The sequence below is a fragment of the Flavobacterium psychroterrae genome (assembly GCF_018380615.1).
Classification (GTDB): Bacteria; Bacteroidota; Bacteroidia; order Flavobacteriales; family Flavobacteriaceae; genus Flavobacterium; species Flavobacterium psychroterrae.
Genome location: NZ_JAGYVZ010000035.1, coordinates 20,902 through 40,669, shown reverse-complemented (window position 1 = coordinate 40,669; position 19,768 = coordinate 20,902). Strand labels below are relative to the sequence as shown.

The 19,768-nt window shown below is 34.0% G+C and carries 20 protein-coding genes and 1 pseudogene; all 21 read right to left on the bottom strand.

Features of this window, described 5'->3' with window-relative positions:
* Positions 1 to 519: 519 nt before the first annotated feature.
* Positions 520 to 1,786, bottom strand: a pseudogene (locus tag KHA90_RS22900) (IS3 family transposase).
* Between the two features lie 290 nt (positions 1,787 to 2,076).
* Complete coding sequence (locus KHA90_RS22895) at positions 2,077 to 2,706, bottom strand: carbonic anhydrase (RefSeq protein WP_213307233.1); 630 nt, start codon at positions 2,704 to 2,706, stop codon at positions 2,077 to 2,079.
* Between the two features lie 121 nt (positions 2,707 to 2,827).
* Entirely contained in the window at positions 2,828 to 5,065 is a 2,238-nt protein-coding gene (locus KHA90_RS22890) for a TonB-dependent receptor (protein WP_213307230.1), read from the bottom strand.
* 19 nt (positions 5,066 to 5,084) lie between these two features.
* Positions 5,085 to 5,972: an urea transporter gene (locus KHA90_RS22885; RefSeq protein ID WP_213307227.1), complete on the bottom strand. Its 888-nt coding sequence runs from the start codon at positions 5,970 to 5,972 to the stop codon at positions 5,085 to 5,087.
* Between the two features lie 24 nt (positions 5,973 to 5,996).
* The gene (locus KHA90_RS22880; RefSeq protein WP_213307224.1) at positions 5,997 to 6,698 is read right to left on the bottom strand and encodes a hypothetical protein; all 702 of its coding nucleotides are present in this window, start codon (positions 6,696 to 6,698) and stop codon (positions 5,997 to 5,999) included.
* A gap of 8 nt (positions 6,699 to 6,706) precedes the next feature.
* The gene (locus tag KHA90_RS22875; protein ID WP_213307221.1) at positions 6,707 to 7,492 is read right to left on the bottom strand and encodes an urease accessory protein UreD; all 786 of its coding nucleotides are present in this window, start codon (positions 7,490 to 7,492) and stop codon (positions 6,707 to 6,709) included.
* Complete coding sequence (gene ureG / locus KHA90_RS22870) at positions 7,493 to 8,131, bottom strand: urease accessory protein UreG (protein ID WP_213307196.1); 639 nt, start codon at positions 8,129 to 8,131, stop codon at positions 7,493 to 7,495.
* A 25-nt stretch (positions 8,132 to 8,156) separates the two neighbouring features.
* On the bottom strand, positions 8,157 to 8,849 hold the full coding sequence (locus KHA90_RS22865) for an urease accessory protein UreF (RefSeq protein ID WP_213307193.1): 693 nt from the start codon (positions 8,847 to 8,849) through the stop codon (positions 8,157 to 8,159).
* Complete coding sequence (gene ureE, locus KHA90_RS22860; protein ID WP_213307190.1) at positions 8,842 to 9,354, bottom strand: urease accessory protein UreE; 513 nt, start codon at positions 9,352 to 9,354, stop codon at positions 8,842 to 8,844. Before ureE ends, KHA90_RS22865 begins: the two co-directional genes overlap by 8 nt.
* A complete protein-coding gene (locus KHA90_RS22855; protein WP_213307187.1) occupies positions 9,354 to 10,007 on the bottom strand; it encodes a hypothetical protein in 654 nt (217 codons plus the stop codon). Before KHA90_RS22855 ends, ureE begins: the two co-directional genes overlap by 1 nt.
* A gap of 238 nt (positions 10,008 to 10,245) precedes the next feature.
* The gene (gene ureC / locus KHA90_RS22850; protein ID WP_213307184.1) at positions 10,246 to 11,967 is read right to left on the bottom strand and encodes an urease subunit alpha; all 1,722 of its coding nucleotides are present in this window, start codon (positions 11,965 to 11,967) and stop codon (positions 10,246 to 10,248) included.
* Between the two features lies 1 nt (position 11,968).
* On the bottom strand, positions 11,969 to 12,337 hold the full coding sequence (ureB, locus tag KHA90_RS22845) for an urease subunit beta (RefSeq protein WP_213307182.1): 369 nt from the start codon (positions 12,335 to 12,337) through the stop codon (positions 11,969 to 11,971).
* An 11-nt stretch (positions 12,338 to 12,348) separates the two neighbouring features.
* A complete protein-coding gene (ureA, locus tag KHA90_RS22840; protein ID WP_213307179.1) occupies positions 12,349 to 12,651 on the bottom strand; it encodes an urease subunit gamma in 303 nt (100 codons plus the stop codon).
* Positions 12,652 to 12,785: 134 nt separating this feature from the next.
* Positions 12,786 to 13,193 (bottom strand): hypothetical protein, encoded by a 408-nt coding sequence (locus tag KHA90_RS22835; RefSeq protein ID WP_213307176.1) that lies wholly within the window; start codon positions 13,191 to 13,193, stop codon positions 12,786 to 12,788.
* 135 nt (positions 13,194 to 13,328) lie between these two features.
* Positions 13,329 to 14,618: a RidA family protein gene (locus KHA90_RS22830; RefSeq protein WP_213307173.1), complete on the bottom strand. Its 1,290-nt coding sequence runs from the start codon at positions 14,616 to 14,618 to the stop codon at positions 13,329 to 13,331.
* A 298-nt stretch (positions 14,619 to 14,916) separates the two neighbouring features.
* Entirely contained in the window at positions 14,917 to 16,452 is a 1,536-nt protein-coding gene (locus tag KHA90_RS22825; protein ID WP_317197416.1) for a PAS domain-containing sensor histidine kinase, read from the bottom strand.
* Between the two features lie 170 nt (positions 16,453 to 16,622).
* Entirely contained in the window at positions 16,623 to 16,766 is a 144-nt protein-coding gene (locus tag KHA90_RS22820; RefSeq protein WP_213307170.1) for a DUF2256 domain-containing protein, read from the bottom strand.
* Positions 16,753 to 18,156 carry a cryptochrome/deoxyribodipyrimidine photo-lyase family protein gene (locus tag KHA90_RS22815; protein WP_244860546.1) on the bottom strand — a complete coding sequence of 468 codons (1,404 nt, stop codon included), beginning with the start codon at positions 18,154 to 18,156 and terminating at the stop codon, positions 16,753 to 16,755. The genes KHA90_RS22820 and KHA90_RS22815 overlap by 14 nt, the downstream gene beginning before the upstream one ends.
* A 20-nt stretch (positions 18,157 to 18,176) precedes the next feature.
* On the bottom strand, positions 18,177 to 18,827 hold the full coding sequence (locus tag KHA90_RS22810) for a flavin reductase family protein (protein WP_213307165.1): 651 nt from the start codon (positions 18,825 to 18,827) through the stop codon (positions 18,177 to 18,179).
* Positions 18,805 to 19,242: a DUF2452 domain-containing protein gene (locus KHA90_RS22805; RefSeq protein WP_317197415.1), complete on the bottom strand. Its 438-nt coding sequence runs from the start codon at positions 19,240 to 19,242 to the stop codon at positions 18,805 to 18,807. Before KHA90_RS22805 ends, KHA90_RS22810 begins: the two co-directional genes overlap by 23 nt.
* A gap of 14 nt (positions 19,243 to 19,256) precedes the next feature.
* A complete protein-coding gene (locus KHA90_RS22800; protein ID WP_379785439.1) occupies positions 19,257 to 19,562 on the bottom strand; it encodes a TIGR03643 family protein in 306 nt (101 codons plus the stop codon).
* Positions 19,563 to 19,768: the final 206 nt, after the last annotated feature.

Genomic DNA, 19,768 nt, shown 5'->3' with positions numbered 1-19,768 from the left:
CAAGCCTTTTTATTGTATAATTTCAATGTTTTTTATAACTCGCTGGTTTGAAGTTTTTTATAATGCGAAGTTTTTTTGTCTTTGAAGGATTTTGTTGTGTTTTGCCTGTTTTGGGTAGTTGGGTCACGAAGGCACTAAGGCGCGAAGGTTTGTTTTTTTTTGCTTTTCCTGGCTTACCGTGGGTCTTAATAAAACACAAAGCTGGATTTTATTGGATTTTATAGTTTCGCGCAAAGTCGCAAAGGCGCTAAGTTTTGCTTTTTGGAGCGTTTTATTTCTCTTTTATGTCAAATGTTCTTTTGGAAACCGCTCCCCTAGCCCCGATAGAAGTGGAAATCCTTTTGCTTTTTTCTTTAAAAAGCAAAAGATTGCAACGCATAGCGGGAAATAGCTCCTTATTTAAACTTCAATCTTAAAAAATTCCAAATTCCAAATTCCAAAAAGCTTGTCCCGATGACTCAGAATTGATCCGTTGAGTTGTCCTGAAAAAGGTTGACTCGATTAATAATATAAAATTAGTTAAATCGGAGCAAAATTAGTTTTGTTCCGATTTATTTTTTTCCATCCTCTTAGTTTTACCAAATTTTGTAAATGCGCTTGATTTGGAGTAAGCATATTTATAGATAAATGAACTCTAATTTGATTATAAAACAAAATAGATTCATCAACTTGCTTTTTTAAGTTCGCAAAGTTTTCAAAGATTTCAAACAATCCAAACTCTTCCTTTAAAATACCATTGACCCTTTCTGCAATTGCATTTTCATAGGGATCATAATTTTGAGTCATACTTATAAGTATATTGCTTTCAGATAAATATTGAGTATATTCTCTACTGCAATATTGAAGACCTCTGTCGGAATGGTGAATAAGATTATGACTGTATTTTCTATTATTAACAGCCATTCGTAAAGCTTCCAATGTAGAAGAAGCCATTAAATTATCAGCTAAACAATAACCCACAATTTTCTTTGAATAAGCATCAGTTATTAAATGCAGGTAATATGTTTTGTCTTTAGATCTTAAATATGTAATGTCTGCTACCCAAACTTGTTCAGGTTCATTTAGCTTAATTTCTTTGATTAAATTTGGATATTTACGCATCCAATGCCTAGAATTGGTGGTCTTATAATACCTTCTAACTTTTGGAACTAATAAATATTCGTCTCTTAAAAAATCAATTAATTTATCCCTGCCAATTTTTATTTGATGTCTCTTAAGATCATCTTTCAACATAAAATAAAGTTTTTGCTCCCAGTTTTAGGTAGTTTTTGACGTATGGACATTACCAAAGATTTAAGATGCTCTTTGTCAATACTAGATTTTAGCTGCTGTGATTTTCGTTTGTAATAAGCTTGTTTACTATAACCAAACAATCGACATATTGTCTCGGGACTAATTCTGTAAATATGACCTATTTCTTGGACTGCTTGGAACCAGACTTTTTTACAATTTCTACTTTTAGCTCACGTTCAGCTATTTCAATAAACTTTTTTAGAACCAATAATTCCTGTTCTCTCTTGGCTAATTGAGCCTCAAGTTCTTTGATACGTTGAGATTGGGGATCTTTCATAGGTCTTCCACGGGTTAGTTTGTCTTGATAGGTAAATTTACCATATTTTTTTAACCAACGTGGAATACAGCTATTTCCATGAATATTATAACGCCTGCGAAGTTCTGCTTTAGTAAATAATCCCTGCTCGAATTCTTTTACAATTTGCCTTTTAAATACCTCACTATAAGTTTGTAGGGCTTCCGATTTTTCCGATTCTTTTCTCTCTGTTGACATAATTAACTTAATTATAGTCAACCTTTTTTAGGACAAGACACGTTGAATAAAAACCCCTACTATATATAGGTAGCAAAATAAACCCGACAGGTTTTGAAAACCTGTCGGGTAGTGGGTGCGAAATTACTCCTTATATATTAGGAGTGGAAAAACTGCTTATAGTTATCTTGAAAAATTTTCGCTTTAATAGATGTCAAAATCCGTTCTAAAGATATTTTGTGACTACTCAAGTTTTTATTGCAATATAATAGAACACGTCTTTAATATATAATGAGATTTGTGTAACAATACTAGTTAGAGATTTTGTAAATCTTGGTAATGTCTTTTAATATTTCTGTGAAGTTGATATCCAGGTCAATTAATTTCCCGCTACTTATATCAAAGATCCATCCGTAGACTTTTAAATTTCTTTCATTGTATGCTTTTTGGACTTCGGCAGTTTTAATAACATTGACGCATTGTTCCTGAACATTCAATTCTACTAATTTTTTGTATTTTTCTTCTTCGTCGGTAATGGCATCAAGAGTTTTCTGGTGAATACGGTAAACATCCCTGATATTTCTTAACCACGGGTTTAATATTCCTAAATCTGATTGCTGCATAGCGGCAAATACACCACCGCATCCATAATGACCACAAACTACAATGTGTTTTACTTTTAAATGTACAACCGCATAATTAATTACCGACATCGAATTTAAGTCGGTATTTGGAACTATATTAGCTATGTTTCGATGTACAAAAACTTTCCCGGGTTCTAATCCCATAAGTTCTTCGGCAGAAACACGGCTGTCTGAACAGCCGATGTACAGAAATTCCGGAGATTGTCCTTTTGAGAGTTTTTCAAAATAATGATTGTTTATTTGGAGTTGTTTGTTGATCCAATTTCTGTTGTTCTCAAAAATTTGAGTAATATCCATACTATTATTTTTAATTATAAAATTATAACTCTAATTCTTATGACGGTCATTTTATATAAAATTGTTTGAAAATAATTCTTCTAAAGATGTCCTAATATTGTGGCGCTTGTCTTGTATCAGCTTAAAACTTATAAAATACACCCATTTTTATTCCAAAAGGAACTCCGGGAGTATAAGTAATATCTGTAACTGGTGCTACCTCGTTTTTTAATTGAGTTTCGGTAGCAAACTGAGCTTCATTCCATTTTACGTTTAATAAATTATTAACCTGGAGATTAGTTCCCCATTTTACACCATTATATGAAAGTATCAAATCGTTTACAAAGTACGCAGTTGTTTTGATGCTGTTATCTTCTACAGCAGGTCGTCCTCCCAGATAACGATATTGTAAACCCACAGAAAATCCTTGCAGAAAATCCCAGTTTACTGATCCGGTACTAGTTAATACAGGAGCTAACGGAACATAATCTGCACCTTGGGGTTCATTAATAAATCTGGCATGTGAATAATTAATATCTGCATTTAGATACAAGTTTTGTAACGGCTGAAAACGGATTCCTAAACCAACTCCATAACGTCTTGATTTTCCGGAAGGTTCTACTACGGCATCATCACCTACATAAACAAATTCCTGCTGTAGAAATAAATACCAAATAGTGGGCGTAATAATCAATGTTTTAAAGGGATGAAGTCTCGCTCCAAAATCTGCGCCTATAGAATAAGGCAGGGTATTTTCTTTTTCAGGAATTGCCACTCTCAAATCATTAGAGTGGAAACCCATACCTGTTTTGAGCAGCCACATAACTTTGTCATTGGCAGCATAAGAGAAATTTAGTTTTGGACTTAATCTAGTTCCATTTGATGATTGTCCAACAGGCATTTGTTCCTGATTGAGAAGATCATGCATATTAAAAATAAAATAATCCAACCTTAATCCGGGATTAACGATCCATTTTCCCGTTTTCCAGATCAATCCGGAATAAGCATGGAGATTGGTTTCTACTCCGGTAGCATCCATCTTTTTATCTAATAATAAATCCCGGTGATAAACATAATTAAGTTGCAATGTGCCAATATCGTCATTTCGGAATCCAATACCTGATATTACTTTTACAGAACCGTTAGGAAGGACAAAATTTTTGATATGCTTCAATTCAGTACCATAAATATTTCTGCCATCCTTTTGCTGAATTTCATCTCCATAAACTGGATCATTCAGGTAAAATGTAAAATCAGAATATAGATTAAAATTATATTTCGAATACCAGCCCATAGCTTCAATATGTTCTGATGGAGAGATAATATGTTTAAAATTTACCTGAACATTTGTGCGTGAAGTGCTCCCTCCTTCTGTAGGATCAATACTCCCCCAACGATCAATAATTCCTTCATTAATGGCTCGTTCAGGATTTTGACCTGAGGCATTCCACGAGGAATTGAAGGTAGAAAACTGAACATTCAAATAATCATTGTCATTAAGCCACTGATTGTATTTTGCGAAGATATTTAACCTGCTAAAATTTTGTTTTACATCAAATGGCCCGTCTGTATAATTATATTCTGTGGCAACATAGAAATTTTCCCTTTGCTCCGGATCATCAATAATATTGAACATTCCCAACATTCTTTTAGTATTAAAAGAACCAGCTTCGAGTTTAATCATACTGTTTTTTAAACGGGTATAAGTTTGAAAGTCTACATATCCTGCGGTACAAAAATCATCGCGATCCGCATAATAGGCACCTTTACCAAAATCTATATTATTAACGGTTTCCGGAATAACAAAATGTAAATCTGAATATCCTTGTCCGTGTGCATGAGACACAATATTCACAGGCATTCCGTCTACATTGACACTGACATCAGTTCCGTGATCGGCATCAAATCCTCTCAAAAAAAGCTGTTCTGCTTTTCCACCGCCTGCATGTTGGGCAATAAATAAGCCTGGAACTTTGCGTAATAAATCCTGAGCAGAATTTACCGGAAATTTATTAAGATCGACTTTTGTAACCGCTTTAAGGAAATTATTGTTGTTGATTACTACTTCGGAAATCTGGATTGGTTTATGCTGAAGAAAAATGACATTTTTATACTCTTTTTCATTGTTAACAATCCACTTTACCTCATCATATCCTTTATAACTGATGGTAAGGGTGTCGGGAAATGATTCAATATGATATTTAAATAAACCATCAGATCCTGAATGAGTATGGCTGTCACCGTGATTGTAAACTATCTGGGCATTCTCTATTGGGAATTTGTTATCCGTATCTTTAATGAATGACTGACTTTCTTTCTTTTGTGCCAAAGCCATTTTACTCATCATTAGGAAAAGAAAAACAATTTGTATTTTATACATGCAACTAATTTTAATTTTCTTAGACGAATCTCTTAGGGATAATTTTCTGAATAAGCAGCGTTATGCATGTTCCTGCAACAAAAGGAAAAGTAAGTACCCCTCCAACAGCTGTCAGGATATTACTTTCAATCAATAAGTCATCTATAATTACTGTAATAAATACAGCTATCAAAACCCATAAACCATCTGTTTTTTTTACTCCTGAAAAAACTATAGCGGAAAGCACAGCATTGAATCCGAATAATCCCATATGGATTCCTTCTATTGATTCTCCTCTGGTAAATGAAATATATGCTCCTAATAAAGCACCGACAAAACCATATAAAGCTGCGAGAGGTGAATTTATAAAAACTCCTATAAAGAAAATGATTCCGGACAATGCTCCTCCCTGAAATATCACTTCTCCAAAACCGTTAAGGGGGGTAATAAACTCACTATAATTTAAATCTACCGGTTTTGCAGTGATCATTTCCGAAGGTGGAATATTAGTAAAATTATGGAGTGCAAAAACAAATACCCAAATAATTAAAATGAAAGGAAAAGTAAACGCCGGAATTTTCCTGGTTATAAAAAAATGCTGAATAATACTTGCCAGGGCGCCACCCAAAACAATTAGAAACCAGATCAATATTGTAGTCTGAAAGAAAAATGACAGAGCAACTCCCACTAAAGCCGCACTAAAACCATAAAGTCCTGCTTTGATTTCTGATTTATCATAACCGAGTTTCATAGCTGTAAATGTACTTGCGCTTGTCGCAAGGAGAGTTGCAATACCGCCCTGCCAGCTTCCCGTAAAAATACCAATAAGGAACAAAAGCCCTGTCCATCGGTTTTCCTGAAGCATAATTTGCCCTATTCCTTTTAATACATTGTCGATAAAAGGAATTTTTATAAAAATTTTATTCATTGTAATTTTTTTCTGTTTTTTATTTTACCATCCTAAAAAGACCATTCCTATACCACATATTGTCACTACTGCACCACTTACAATACCCATATAACGTTCGAGTTTATCGGTATTAAAAAAGGTTGAATATCCGTATCGCCCCAATAAAACCATTCCAAGCATTGTAGCTACAGTAGTAAGTGCAAATGGAACTACGAGTGCAACAATTTCAGTAACAGAACGATTTAATCCCGAATAAAAAAGAAGCGGTGTAAGTGGTTCACTCGGTCCCATTACAAAAATCATGAACAATACAAACGGAGTTACTTTTATTCGGCTCTGAGGCATTACTATTTCTCCATGATTGTGTTCATAAACATAAACATCATCTCCTAATACATCAAAATGCTTGTGGGGTTTATTTTTAATAGTTTGAATGATTCCATATATAAGATACATGAGTCCGAAAACAAGCAATGCCCAACCTGAAATATTCCCTCGGATATCCTGAAACCATGAAAACTTATTGAGCTGCCATCCCATAAAAACCCCGACAGAGCCTAAATCCAAAGAACTCAAAACGTGACCAAAGCCACAGGCAATTGTAAGCAGAATTGTTTTACTCTTGCTCCATTGTTTTGATTTTGACAAAACAATAAATGGCAAATAATGATCCGGACCAGATATGGTGTGGATGAAACTTATTGATACAGCACTTAGTATTAATGCCCAAATAGTAGTATTCATAACTTATTTTATTCTAATTCCCAAAGGATTCCCTGAACCTTTAGGAAAAAATTATACATTACTTCTCCTCCATGTCCCAGTGCTCTAATCACAAATCCATTATCCTCCATTGCTGAAATGCCGATTTCCATTTCGTTTTGAGATTCAATAATAGAATGGATCGTATCGACTAATAGATTTTTATCGACATTTTCTTTGGTGCTATAAAAGATTAAAGTACCCTGATGGCTAAATTCTTCCAGATTACCAATTGTACTTATAGGAATCAAATTGGGTTGGATAAGTACATTATCTTTTAGTACCAATTTATTTTTATGGTAAATCTCTATAAGATTTTGAAACCTTTTCAGTTTAAAAAACTCTCCATAATGTTTTCTTCCACAAGTGATAATCTCACTAATTATGACCTGACTATTTGTACCAATACGGATTTCGGCTTTACTTTTGAAATTAGAATTTTCATGTGGTACGACAGGATGTGGAACATAAGCAAAGGAAGTATTATCCTCCATTGAAATAGTAAGTTGCTGTACAGCATCATTTTCCATATTGAATAATCTTTGATAGGATTGTGACTGAAGCTGCAACTGAGCTCCTTTCTCTAAAACAATATCCAGTTGGTAACGGTCACCGCACAAAATGCCGGGTGAAGTACTAATCACGATCTGATAAAGTTTATTATCCTGTTTTCGTTGTCCTACCGAAACTACACGAAACGGAGGGGTCACATAAAGATCCTTTACATAGGAACACCCTTGTTTATGACCTGCTATAATATGTAGGCGACTGTCCATTTATCTTAGCAGATTGGGTTCTTCACATTCTTCCAGTAAAGCATATTTTTTAAGCCATCCTATAATTTCCGGAACACCTACATCAGTTTTAAGATTCGAGAATATAAATGGTGTTCCCTTTCTCATTCTTCTTGCATCATCTTCCATAACCTGAAGACTAGCCCCTACATAAGGCGCTAAATCAATTTTATTAATTACCAATAAATCTGATCTTGTGATCCCAGGGCCTCCTTTTCTTGGAATTTTTTCACCTTCGGCAACATCAATAATAAAGATGGTAACATCGGCAAGATCCGGACTAAAAGTTGCAGATAAATTATCACCGCCACTTTCAATAAAAATCAACTCAATATTCTCAAAACGGTTTGCTAATTCATCTACCGCTTCAAGATTCATACTTGCATCCTCGCGAATAGCGGTATGAGGACAACCGCCTGTTTCAACGCCAATAATACGGTCATGTGGTAAAAGACTATTTTTAGCCATGAACTCTGCATCTTCTTTAGTATAAATATCATTTGTAATTACACCAAGGTCATACGTTCCGTATAAATGTCTGCTCAATCGTTCTAATAAAGCAGTTTTTCCAGAACCTACCGGTCCGGCAACACCTACTTTTATATATTTTCTATTTTCCATTTTTATAATTTAATTTTTGTTTTAATTACGACATATAAAGTCTTGAATACAGCCTTTCATGCTGCATACAACGAATGTCGAAAGATGTATTACAGAGACCTACTTGCTCTCTTTCTAATTTTATAGTTTCCTGAGCTATTTGTTCCATAATTGGATACAAGCGGAACAAAATATCCTGTCCGTCCAACTGTCCAAGAGGTACTAATTTTACTGCGTTGGTAATCATTCCTGCAGTTGAAGTATAATAAAACCCGAAAAGTGCTTCTTGTAAAGGAATTTTCAACAGGCAACAGTACATTCCAAAAACAATGCTGTAATGAGAACTTGCTTCGTGATTTCGAACTGCTTCTTCATAAGATTCCATAAACTGGAAATTCTCATATCTTTTGAAAATTTTAATCAAACGCAATCCTAATTTCTGACTTGCCTGACGGATTTCTCTTGGAGATTTCAATGCGTTACATTCCTGGTCCAGATCTAAAATTGTTTTCAAATCATTAGATTCTGTAGCTTCGTACGCTAATTTCACAAAGGCTCCATCGTTATATTTGAGATTATATTTAAGCATATTCTCTACAAATTCGTGTGCTGTTGCCGCATTGTGTACAACTTTATTTTGTACAAAAGTTTCAAGTCCGTTAGAATGAGAATATCCGCCGATAGGCAATGTAGGATCAGAAATATGCAATAGACTTGCTAAAAATTGTATGTTATTCATCTTTTGGGGCTGCCATTTTTAGAATTTTTGTAAAAATTGTTGAACCCAAACTTCCGTGTCCATGAGGTTCTACATTGGATTTAAGAAGATTCAACAATTTTACGGATTGTTTTTCGGGTTTAAAACCACTTACTTCAAGCCATCTGTACATTGGCATTTCAAAAGGCAACAACACTTTGTCCTGTTGTATAAAAAGCGGAATATGCTTATTGCCAATTTCATAACACACTGTACCAATTTCCAGCATTGAAGAGGGAGAAATAACGATAGCCTCTGTCTCCAGAATATTCACTACGATTATTTTTTGTTCATCTTCAAAAAGAATATCACCTTCCCGAAGGCGTTGACCTTCTCTTAAGAATTTAATTGCAATATCTTCTCCCTGACGTGTCTTTTTACGTTGGATTCTCTTTGTAGATTCAAACCATTCCAAGTCCAGATAATCTATTGGCTTTAAGCCAAAGGCAGTATCTGAAATATTGCCTAAAGTTTCACTAATAGTCATTATTGTTTGGATTTTTTTCTGAAATCAATTGCTTTAGAAATACCTGCTCCAAATGTTGAACCGCCTATTCCTGCAACAGTACTTTTAGTCCAGCCCTCATCTGTTTTTGTATGCAACATGGAAAGTTCTGCGAACTTAAATTTCAATGCCCAGCCGCTTCCCAGAAAAACCGCTAACATAGGATAAGCACGTAAACGATATCCGGTAAAGTTTTCCATCATGTTAGAACTATCAAATTGTTTTCCCCAAACATAATGAGCATCTACTTGTGCTATCAAGCCAAAATACTGACCTAACATTAACGATGGACTATACCAAAGCCCTGCTTCATTCTGCTTATAAGTTGTTTTTCCATTTACAACATCTTTTGCTGATGCGTAATTCACCCCAACTAAATCATTGTTATTAATAAAATATCCTACTCCTATTGGGATTGATGCATTTGCAGAAGGGCTTGTTCCAATTTCACTGCTGTTTCCTGATGGAGTACTCGTTTTAGAATAATCATAAGAACCATAAATCAATATTTGACCTTTCGGCCCTGATTCATCTTCTTTTATTCTTTTCCCGCCTATTACTTGTGCATTCATTGAAGAGGAAAACATAACCGCTCCAAAAAAGCCCATTAAACTGATTTTATATAAAGATTTCATGTAAAATTTTATTGTTTGATAAAAAGACGCCGGCTTATACCTAACCATTTCGACACAAATATTATGCGTCAATTTTGAACACAAATTGCGCGAATTTGCACTAATGTTTAAGATTAACTTAGTTTATGAAATTAATTTTCACGAGTGAATGCTTGACAATTCGTGTATTGGTGTTTAGTTATTTACTTATGTTGAAATGGTAAGGCTTTCGCCGAGTCTTTTTAAGATTCTTATTCGATTAAAACAAATAGTACAATTGTGTTAACGGAAGTTTTTCTGACGGTTCACAAGTAATATGTACACCATCTACGGTTACGTGATAGTTTTCAGGATTAACCTCGATTACCGGAGTTTTATCATTGTGTATAAGATCAGCTTTAGAGATATTTCTACAATTTTTAACCGGAAGGATTATTTTTTCTAATTTATATGCAGCGATAGATCCGTTATCAATTGAAGCCTGAGACACAAAAGTGGCACAAGTTCCAAATTTTGCGCGACCGTGAGCTCCAAACATATTTCTATAAATAATAGGTTGAGGAGTTGGGATAGACGCATTTGGATCGCCCATTTTAGCAGCGATTACAAAACCGCCTTTTACAATCATTTCCGGTTTTACACCAAACAATGCAGGTTTCCAAATTACCAAATCAGCTAATTTGCCAACTTCGACAGAACCAACATACTCAGAAATACCGTGAGCGATAGCAGGATTAATTGTATATTTAGCTACGTAACGTTTTGCACGGTAGTTATCATGTTCTGTATTTTGATCTTCTTCTAACTGACCGCGTTGCTCTCTCATTTTACTTGCTGTTTGCCAGGTTCTGGTAATTACTTCTCCCGGTCTTCCCATAGCCTGAGAATCAGAACTCATAATACTAAACACTCCCATATCATGTAAAATATCTTCGGCTGCAATAGTTTCAGGGCGAATACGAGAATCGGCAAATGCGACATCTTCAGGAATATTTTTACTTAAATGGTGACAAACCATCAACATATCCAGATGTTCATCAATTGTATTAATCGTATAAGGACGAGTTGGGTTTGTAGAAGCCGGCAATACATTTGGATACATTGCTGCTTTGATAATATCCGGAGCATGTCCGCCACCGGCACCTTCAGTATGAAATGTATGAATTACTCTTCCATTGATTGCTCTCATTGTATCTTCTAAAAATCCACCTTCATTTAAAGTATCAGTATGGATAGCGACCTGAACATCATATTTATCTGCCACTTTTAATGCAGTATCAATTGTTCCGGTTGTAGCTCCCCAGTCTTCGTGAATTTTCAAACCTAAAGCTCCGGCTTCAATTTGTTCTGCCAATGGTGCTTCTGCTGAACAGTTTCCTTTTCCAAAGAATCCTAAATTCATAGGAAAATCTTCTGCAGCTTCTAACATTTTCTGAATGTTGAATTTCCCCGGTGTACAAGTTGTTGCATTCGTTCCGTCATTAGGTCCTGTTCCACCGCCAATCATAGTTGTAATACCACTATAAAGAGAAGTTTCTATTTGTTGCGGACAGATATAATGAATGTGCGTGTCGATTCCTCCCGCAGTTACAATATATCCTTTACCTCCGTGAATTTCTGTAGACGCACCAATAATCATATTGGGAGAAACTCCATCCATAGTATCGGGGTTTCCGGCTTTACCGATCGCTACAATTTTTCCGTCTTTGATCCCGATATCTGCTTTTACAATTCCCCAGTGATCAATAATAGTCGCTCCGGTAATACAAAGGTCTAAAACTCCCTGATCTCTTGTACAGGAAACATTTTGTCCCATTCCGTCACGAACTGTTTTTCCCCCTCCAAAAACAGCTTCGTCGCCATAATGGGTAAAATCTTTTTCGATTTCAATTATCAATTCAGTATCTCCCAATCTAATTCTGTCTCCAGTAGTTGGACCTAATATATTTGCATACTGTTTTCTGTCTACGTTTAAACTCATCTTAAATGTTCTTAAAATTTAATTCATTGGCTTTAGCTAAACTTTCTTTTTTGTTAGTATCAGAATCTACAGATCCGTCAACTAGATTATTAAAGCCCATTGCCTTTTTATTTCCCCCAATTGCAACAAGTTCTACTTCTTTTTCTTCTCCCGGCTCAAAGCGAACCGCTGTACTTGCAACAATATTTAATCTCTTTCCAAAACTCTTTTCACGATTAAAGCTCATTGCTTTATTTACTTCGAAAAAATGGAAATGTGAACCTACCTGAATAGGGCGATCTCCTGTATTGGTTACTTTTAATTTCACGGTTTCTCTGCCTTCATTGCAGATGATAGTGCCTTCTTTTACAAAAATCTCTCCTGGTACCATATTATTAGGGATTAACGAATTGGATTATGAACTGTTACTAACTTGGTTCCATCAGGAAAAGTAGCTTCGATCTGAACATCATGAATCATATCTGCAACGCCGTTCATCACATCGTCTTTAGTAAGAATTTGTGCGCCTTCCTGCATCAACTGGGCTACTCTTTTTCCATCTCTTGCACCTTCCAGCAAATAATGACTGATTAAAGCAATTGCTTCAGGATAATTTAATTTAAGACCTCTGGCCTTTCTTTTTAGAGCAAGTTCACCTGCAGTGTGCAGCATAAGCTTCTCGATTTCTCGTGGTGTTAAATGCATGATTGTGTTATTTAAAAATTAAAATATTTAGGAATAAGGCAATAGAGAACCTGTCATATCGCAATCCAGACACAAAGCCTAAACTGATATGATAAATAAATTACCTTAAAAAAGATTTTGAAAAAAGAAACTCCTTAAGAGAAAGGAATTAGAAGTGAATGGTTTAAAATGTAGAAAGGAACTCTAACTATAGTATTGTAAAGTCCTAAATATTTTTGATTTTGTTGTAAAGTAGAAACAGGAGCAAAAGGAATTGCATTTTGTTTCATTAAAAGATTAAGAGGTAAAAATCCTTTTGTATTATTACATTTCTGATCCTCATCAACAACATCTTCATTTGAAGTCTCAGTATATTGTTCAAAATTTAATACTGATGAATTGTTTTTAGAAAGAGAAATGATTTCTTTTTGGGCAGGAGAAACATTACTACTTTTATTAAGTACTAGTGATACACTTGTATTATATTCATGAGCTGTTACTTTATTTACAGATAAAACTGCAATAAGAGCTAATGTTATTAATATTAAAAATGTATTTCTCATAATTGTTTTTACTTTCCTGAAAAAAGTGACTGTTGTAATAATCACCTTTTTCAAGACTATAAATTTATAAATTAAATCTTACAAATATTTGTATTAGTAGTTAAAGTTTACACAAAAGAATACGCGAAAAATTACTTAAATTAAGTGTACTATTTGCGGAGGTGTTCCTTCTGCATTTGATACGACAACATCAATTTGGATTAAAGCGTTTTTAATTAAAGCTGATACGCCAATTGTTCTTCTTGCAGGAATACCACCGGGGAAAAATGATGTATAAACTTCGTCTACAGCAGCAATATCCGCGATATTTTTAAGAAATAAATTTACTTTAACCACATCGTCTATTGTGTGATTGATACTCTCTAAAATTGCATTGACATTTTTTAAACATTGTTCCGTCTGCTCTTTGATTCCACCAACTATAATTTCACCTGTTTTTGGATCCAAAGGCAATTGTGCCGAAATATGATTGTAATGAGAAAATGCTACCGTTTGTGAAGATAGAGAACAGTTTGGTGCATTTTTAGTATTGTTTGCCTTTATGACGATTCCATGCCTGTCTTCGACAGCTTGTGGAGGCGTGCCATCTCCGTGTGACACTACAGCTTCAATTTGCACTAAAGCATCCATTGGTAAACCTGAAACTGCAATTACTGTACGCGCTGGAAAATAAGCTATCGCTCTGGCAATAGCCGAATCCGGAAAAAATGTTGTATAAACTTCGTTTACAGCTTCAATATCTGAGAGGTCTTTAAGAAAAATATTGATTTTAACAATATCATCAAAAGGAACATCGATACTTTCTAAAATTGATTTGATATTTTTTAAGCATTGTATTGTTTGATCCTTTACTCCGCCAATTACCAGTCTTCCAGTTTTAGGATCAATAGGCAATTGAGCTGAAAGATTATTATAATGAGAGAATGATACCGTTTGTGAAGACAGAACACAAGTTGGTGCATTTCCGGTATTATTAATGAGTTTTATCAGATTACCAGCTTGTGGTGCATTTGGAATTGTACCTTCTCCGTTTGAAACAAGCGCTTCGATTTCTACCAATGCATCCATAGGTAAAGCGGCAACTGCAACTATAGTAAGTGTGGGAACATACGCTGAGAAATATGTTTTATAAACTTCCTCTACAACAATACTGTCTTTGATATTTTTAACAAATACAGTAATTCTAACGACATCACTCATTAAATGGTCAATGCTTTCAACAATTGCTTTGATATTTTTAAAACATTGCTCAGCTTGCTCTTTTATTCCGCCCGCTACTAATTTACCTGATTTTGGATCGATGGGTAATTGAGCCGAAAGATTATTATAATGAGAGAAAGCTACAGTTTGTGAATATGGTCCGATACTTTTTGGAGCATTTTCGGTATTTCTTGCTAGTATTGAATTAACTTTTTTTGGAATCATTAGTTTAATATTTACTTTGTCAATTATGTGAATTCTTTTTTTATCTGGGCTAATCAAAAAATTAAAGTCATGATTAGGCAAACCAAAAATATCGTTGTTTACGATTTAAATTATCCACAATAAGACATCAAAATATAATGATCCGACTTTCTTTTTAAGACGCAGAATTTTTCTTATTTTTTCAACAATCGGCAGCTATTTATTAGTTTATAAGCATTTTTTTTAGAATAAATTCTGAGAAAATAAAAAAAGTACAGAAACAAGAAAATAGAAAAGAGTACAAAAAAATATTTTATTTCTAAATAGTAGTTTTAAATTGTTTTAAAGGCAGTGTAACAATAAATTCAGCTCCATTATCTTTTTCTCCTATGGCTCTAATATCTCCATTATGCCTTTTTACGATTTTTTTACAAAGTGCAAGACCCAGACCATTTCCTTCATATTGGTCTTTGGAATGCAATCTTTCAAAAGCATTAAAAATCCTTTCATAATGACTGGAATCCAATCCAATACCGTTATCTTTTATACTAATTTGCAATAAATCGTTACCATCATTATGTATGATAATAGATGATATTATAACCCTTGGTGGCTGATCTGCTTTTGAAAACTTTAATGCATTATGGATTAGATTATAAAAAAGCTGCTGAATCAGTATTGGAGCTCCTTCAATATCAGGAAGCTCACTTGCGATGAGAATTGCTCCTTTTTCTTTTATAACGAGTTCTAAATCTATTTTTATATTTTCAACTATTGCATCGAGATTTATATTCTCAACTGGCTGGGTTGTTTTATTAATGGTCGAGTATGACAAAATTCCATCTATTATAGTCTGCATACGCTCAGCCGAATAATGAACTTTGTCGAGATATTTTTTTGAACTTTCGTTAATATCCTTTTCCGTTTCATTTCTTAAAAGACCATTAAAAAATTTAATTTTCCTAACAGGCTCTTTCAGATCATGGCTTACTACATTGGCAAAATGAAGCAAATCATCATTTGATCTGCGCAACTCTTCTGTATTCTCAGCAACTTGCTTTTTTAGTTCTTCAGAGAATTGCTTTTGTTCATTAATATCCTGTACAATTCCAATAATAGTGGTAGGATTACCCTTTTCGTCCTTTATAATTTTACCATTAATCTTAACCCATCGAATAGAATTGTCTTTATTTAAAATTCTGGCCTCATAGCACATTTTTCCAGTAATCTGGGCTTCTTTGTGTGCTTTTTCTCGCAATAACTGATCATCAGAGTGCAATTTTGAGATAAGCTGCTCATTGGCTACCTCCCCTTCAATAGACCAGATTTCATTGAAATTTCCCGATGTCTTGATTTTTTTTGTTTTAAGATCTATTTCGTATGTTCCCATACCTGAGGAATCTAGTGCCATCCTTAATCTCTCATCTGAGCTAAGTATTTGCTTCTGCGCAAGATTAAAATCTGTAACATCAGTCGCCGTATTCATCACACCATATATTTTTCCATCCGAATCGTATAATGGAGTAAAGCTGTAATTGAAATAATGCGTTAATAACACGTCACTTATTACCAAATCAACCCTTGCATTTTTTGCATGGAAAGCCAAGCCTGTTTTTAGTACACTCAGTACCTGGTCAAATATTTGCTGGTTTTCCAGTTCAGGCAGAATATCTTTGTAACTTTTCCCAATAACATCTTCCCCTTTACCCCAGGTTGTGATCATAGCAGGATTAGCTATTTGAATTTTTAATTCATCGCTGACATAAACTGCTATTGGAAATGGTGCAGTTTCCACTATACTTTTCAAAAGAAGCAAGTTGTCGTACATAATAGCAGTTAGATTTAATTTTTTCACGAATGTAACACTGTTTTATACTTAATTTTTACAATAATCTTTTAGATTATTTCAATATTCCAATAAGCTATGTCGCCTTTCGACTTTAATTTTGACTAAAACGATAATATACATTAAAAGTCTAAGCGCATTCTCCATCTAAAGTAAAACAAGAATAATGCTTTAAAGTCTTATTGATTTTTATTGCTTCTACATTTATCACTGCAATATTTGACGCTGTTCCATACTTTTTCCCATTTTTTTCTCCATGAAAATGGTTTCTGACAGACAATGCAGGTCTTAGTTGGCAGGTTTTGTTTCTTAACTCCTCGCATTTTCTTGTTTATTTCTAAAACTCCAAACAATATCACTTGCGTATTTTCGGGTTTCTTCTATATCTACTATAGGGTCTGGATAATCTTTACCTATTTCGCATTTGTAAAATTGCTGTTCAATACCATTTAATTTCCATGGTTCATGAATTAATTGTGATGGAATTTCAGCCAGTTCAGGCAGCCATTTTTTTATAAAAACACCTTCCAAATCGTGCTCATGTGAGTTTTTTATCGGATTATAAATTCTAATGGTGTTGCCTGTTGTTGTACCCGCCTGCATCTGAATCTGCGGATAATGAATTCCGGGTTCATAATCTAAAAATTGTCTTGCCAGAAAATGCAATTCCCTCCAGTCCTGCCACAAATTGAATGTAAAAAAGGAAACCAGCATCGCCCGCATTCTAAAATTGATATAACCTGTTTGAACTAAACATCGCATGCAGGCATCAACAATAGGAACACCGGTTTTTCCTTCCTGCCAGGCTTTTATATAAGTTTTGTTTTTGGGTTTTACCAAGGAATCGTAATCCTTGTTTATATTTTTAAATTCAATTTGACAGTCATTTTCAAATTTTTGCATAAAATGGCAATGCCAGTGCAGTCTCGAAACAAAATTAAGCATGGCTCTTTTGTTGGGCGATGCTTCATAAAACTGATTAGTATATTGATACACCATTCGCATACTAATGTTTCCGTAGGTTAAATAGGGAGATAAACGGCTACAGCCTTTTCGGCTTAAACCGGGTTTGGAAATGTGTTTACTGTAATTTACGTGTCTCTCTTTTGCAAAGCTCTCTAAGTACCGCCATGCCCAATATTCACCGCCCTGCTGAAAGTTTTTATTTCTGTTTGTAATTTCACTCGAAAGTACTTTTCCTTTTAGCTTTAGATAAAAATCAGGATCTAAATTTTCAAATTTAAAAGCTTTCAGTTCAATCATTTTAGGAGTTGCACGCATTGTTTTTTCCCAGCGATTATCCCAATCCTGTATTGATCGCAGCTTTCTGACTACACCATGAAGCTGGGATTGTTTCCAAAAAATATTATGATCATCAAAAAAAGACTGCATGGCAATATCCCTGTCAAAAGTGACTTTATTGCCAATTTCCTGATGCGAAAACACGGTTTGTACATCATAAAGACTATATAAATGCTCAAAAACAGTTTGAACTTCGTTATGAAAATAATAAATCTGCGTGTCAAATGACTTTAATTTAGACTGCATTTCCTGTAAGGATTCATAAATAAACCGCCAGTGACGTACATCAGAATCATCGTAAGCCATTATTGAAGGCTCAAAAAAATAAACTAAAAGAAGAGCAACGTTTTCCTGCTGAGCCAAAAAAAGAGGTTCGTGATCTGTAAAACGAAGATCACGTTTGAACCACATAATATTTATCTTTTTTTTGTTCAACTTTTAAGTAATGATGTAATTTCCTTATCAGGCTTTGCATAGCTCAACCTGTCTAACTGTATGGTTTTATGATAGCTGTCCAGACCGGAACAAGTAACAGTATTTGCTTTTTCTAAATTAACAAAACCATCTTCAGACAAGCAATCTTCGGGAATAAAAATCTGAACTATTTCCCCGATAATCATAGTGGTATTATTTATTGAAATATCTATTTGTTCTTTAAATTGAATTCCTAACTGTATGTTGCTTTCTAGTACAAAAGGAGCATGAAAATTATTTTTATATTCCGCACTAAGTCCTGCTGCATCAAATTCTGAAATTTCTTTGTTGTATCTTGCTGATGTCTGATGTGCTTGTATGTAAATATTTTCGTTGATATGATTAATGGTATAAAATCCTGTATCTATAATATTTCTCATAGTATCACGCTCGGGCGGACTTGGGCGAAAAATCATTCCTATTAATGGCGGATTAGCACCAATATGAAAAAAAGAACTAAAAATGGATAAATTAGTATTTCCTTCACTATCAGAAGTTCCTACCAATGCCACGCTTTTAAAACCGCCTAAACTATTGATTAAATGCACAACAGTTTGTTTGTCCATTTTTTCCAGATCACTGGTTTTAAAATTTATTTTGTTTTTCATTAGTAGAATTTTTCAAATCGATGAGTATCCATTTTTTATCACTGTTAAGTCTAAAAGTAGCAATATGTTCCTTATTCCATTCTTGGGGTCCTATAAGTGAGAGAAAATCAAAACCATCTGCATCTTTGTATAAATGATATATTTCACCAACAATAGGTTCAAAAGAAAATCTGGCGTTGTAGACCAATTCATTCCACTGAAATTCTTCGATTAAATCCTGGTACTGCATTTTTAGTTCCTTGAATTTGCTTTCAAATTCTTTGTTAACCTTATTTATGCCCATGTTTTTCCAGCCTGTTAAATCATCTGCTTTTATTACTGGCGCACCCAAGCTTGTAGCATATGGTAATACGCTTGCATTATAACCATGCTCATTAGAAAAAACTACATTATCTGGTTTATCATTTTTCATCATCTGCTAAAATTTTATTAACGCTTAGAGATTTTATTATTTGAAATTGCTCTTTGCCTGTTACATTTAAACCTGTCAATTTCTTCGGTTCTCTTTGCAACGTGTTTTGTTTTACAATTTTCGACCCTTTCACGCCATAATTTGTAACTGCTAAACTTTAATTCTTTCTTCATCAAAGCTTTCACATCACTTTCAGATAGACCAAATTGAAATTTTACAGCATCAAAAGGTGTTCGGTCTTCCCATGCCATTTCTATAATTCTGTCGATCTGAACCTCATTCAATACACTATTATCGATTTTTGCAATAATTGATTTCATCATAGATTGTTTAACAATTACTAAATAAAGTTAAACAAAAATAATCATTTTTTATAATTTTTAAACGACATAAAATTGAAAATCCACTTAATTTTTAAATTAATAGATTTGATATCAAAAAAGCAGTAATAAATATAATTTCAAATCAATTTATAACTTGTAATTCATAGATTTTTTAAACGACAAATCTTTAAAACAAAAACGAATCT

Coding starts and splice junctions, on each gene's coding strand:
- KHA90_RS22820 (WP_213307170.1), bottom strand. CDS start 16,766: ATGCGAGGAGTTAAGAAACAAAACCTGCCAACTAAGACCTGCATTGTC.
- KHA90_RS22865 (WP_213307193.1), bottom strand. CDS start 8,849: ATGAATAACATACAATTTTTAGCAAGTCTATTGCATATTTCTGATCCT.
- KHA90_RS22835 (WP_213307176.1), bottom strand. CDS start 13,193: ATGAGAAATACATTTTTAATATTAATAACATTAGCTCTTATTGCAGTT.
- KHA90_RS22810 (WP_213307165.1), bottom strand. CDS start 18,827: ATGAAAAACAAAATAAATTTTAAAACCAGTGATCTGGAAAAAATGGAC.
- KHA90_RS22815 (WP_244860546.1), bottom strand. CDS start 18,156: ATGTGGTTCAAACGTGATCTTCGTTTTACAGATCACGAACCTCTTTTT.
- KHA90_RS22800 (WP_379785439.1), bottom strand. CDS start 19,562: ATGATGAAATCAATTATTGCAAAAATCGATAATAGTGTATTGAATGAG.
- KHA90_RS22855 (WP_213307187.1), bottom strand. CDS start 10,007: ATGAAATCTTTATATAAAATCAGTTTAATGGGCTTTTTTGGAGCGGTT.
- ureB (WP_213307182.1), bottom strand. CDS start 12,337: ATGGTACCAGGAGAGATTTTTGTAAAAGAAGGCACTATCATCTGCAAT.
- KHA90_RS22805 (WP_317197415.1), bottom strand. CDS start 19,242: ATGATGAAAAATGATAAACCAGATAATGTAGTTTTTTCTAATGAGCAT.
- KHA90_RS22880 (WP_213307224.1), bottom strand. CDS start 6,698: ATGAATACTACTATTTGGGCATTAATACTAAGTGCTGTATCAATAAGT.
- ureC (WP_213307184.1), bottom strand. CDS start 11,967: ATGAGTTTAAACGTAGACAGAAAACAGTATGCAAATATATTAGGTCCA.
- ureE (WP_213307190.1), bottom strand. CDS start 9,354: ATGACTATTAGTGAAACTTTAGGCAATATTTCAGATACTGCCTTTGGC.
- KHA90_RS22875 (WP_213307221.1), bottom strand. CDS start 7,492: ATGGACAGTCGCCTACATATTATAGCAGGTCATAAACAAGGGTGTTCC.
- KHA90_RS22890 (WP_213307230.1), bottom strand. CDS start 5,065: ATGTATAAAATACAAATTGTTTTTCTTTTCCTAATGATGAGTAAAATG.
- KHA90_RS22885 (WP_213307227.1), bottom strand. CDS start 5,972: ATGAATAAAATTTTTATAAAAATTCCTTTTATCGACAATGTATTAAAA.
- KHA90_RS22895 (WP_213307233.1), bottom strand. CDS start 2,706: ATGGATATTACTCAAATTTTTGAGAACAACAGAAATTGGATCAACAAA.
- ureG (WP_213307196.1), bottom strand. CDS start 8,131: ATGGAAAATAGAAAATATATAAAAGTAGGTGTTGCCGGACCGGTAGGT.
- ureA (WP_213307179.1), bottom strand. CDS start 12,651: ATGCATTTAACACCACGAGAAATCGAGAAGCTTATGCTGCACACTGCA.
- KHA90_RS22830 (WP_213307173.1), bottom strand. CDS start 14,618: ATGATTCCAAAAAAAGTTAATTCAATACTAGCAAGAAATACCGAAAAT.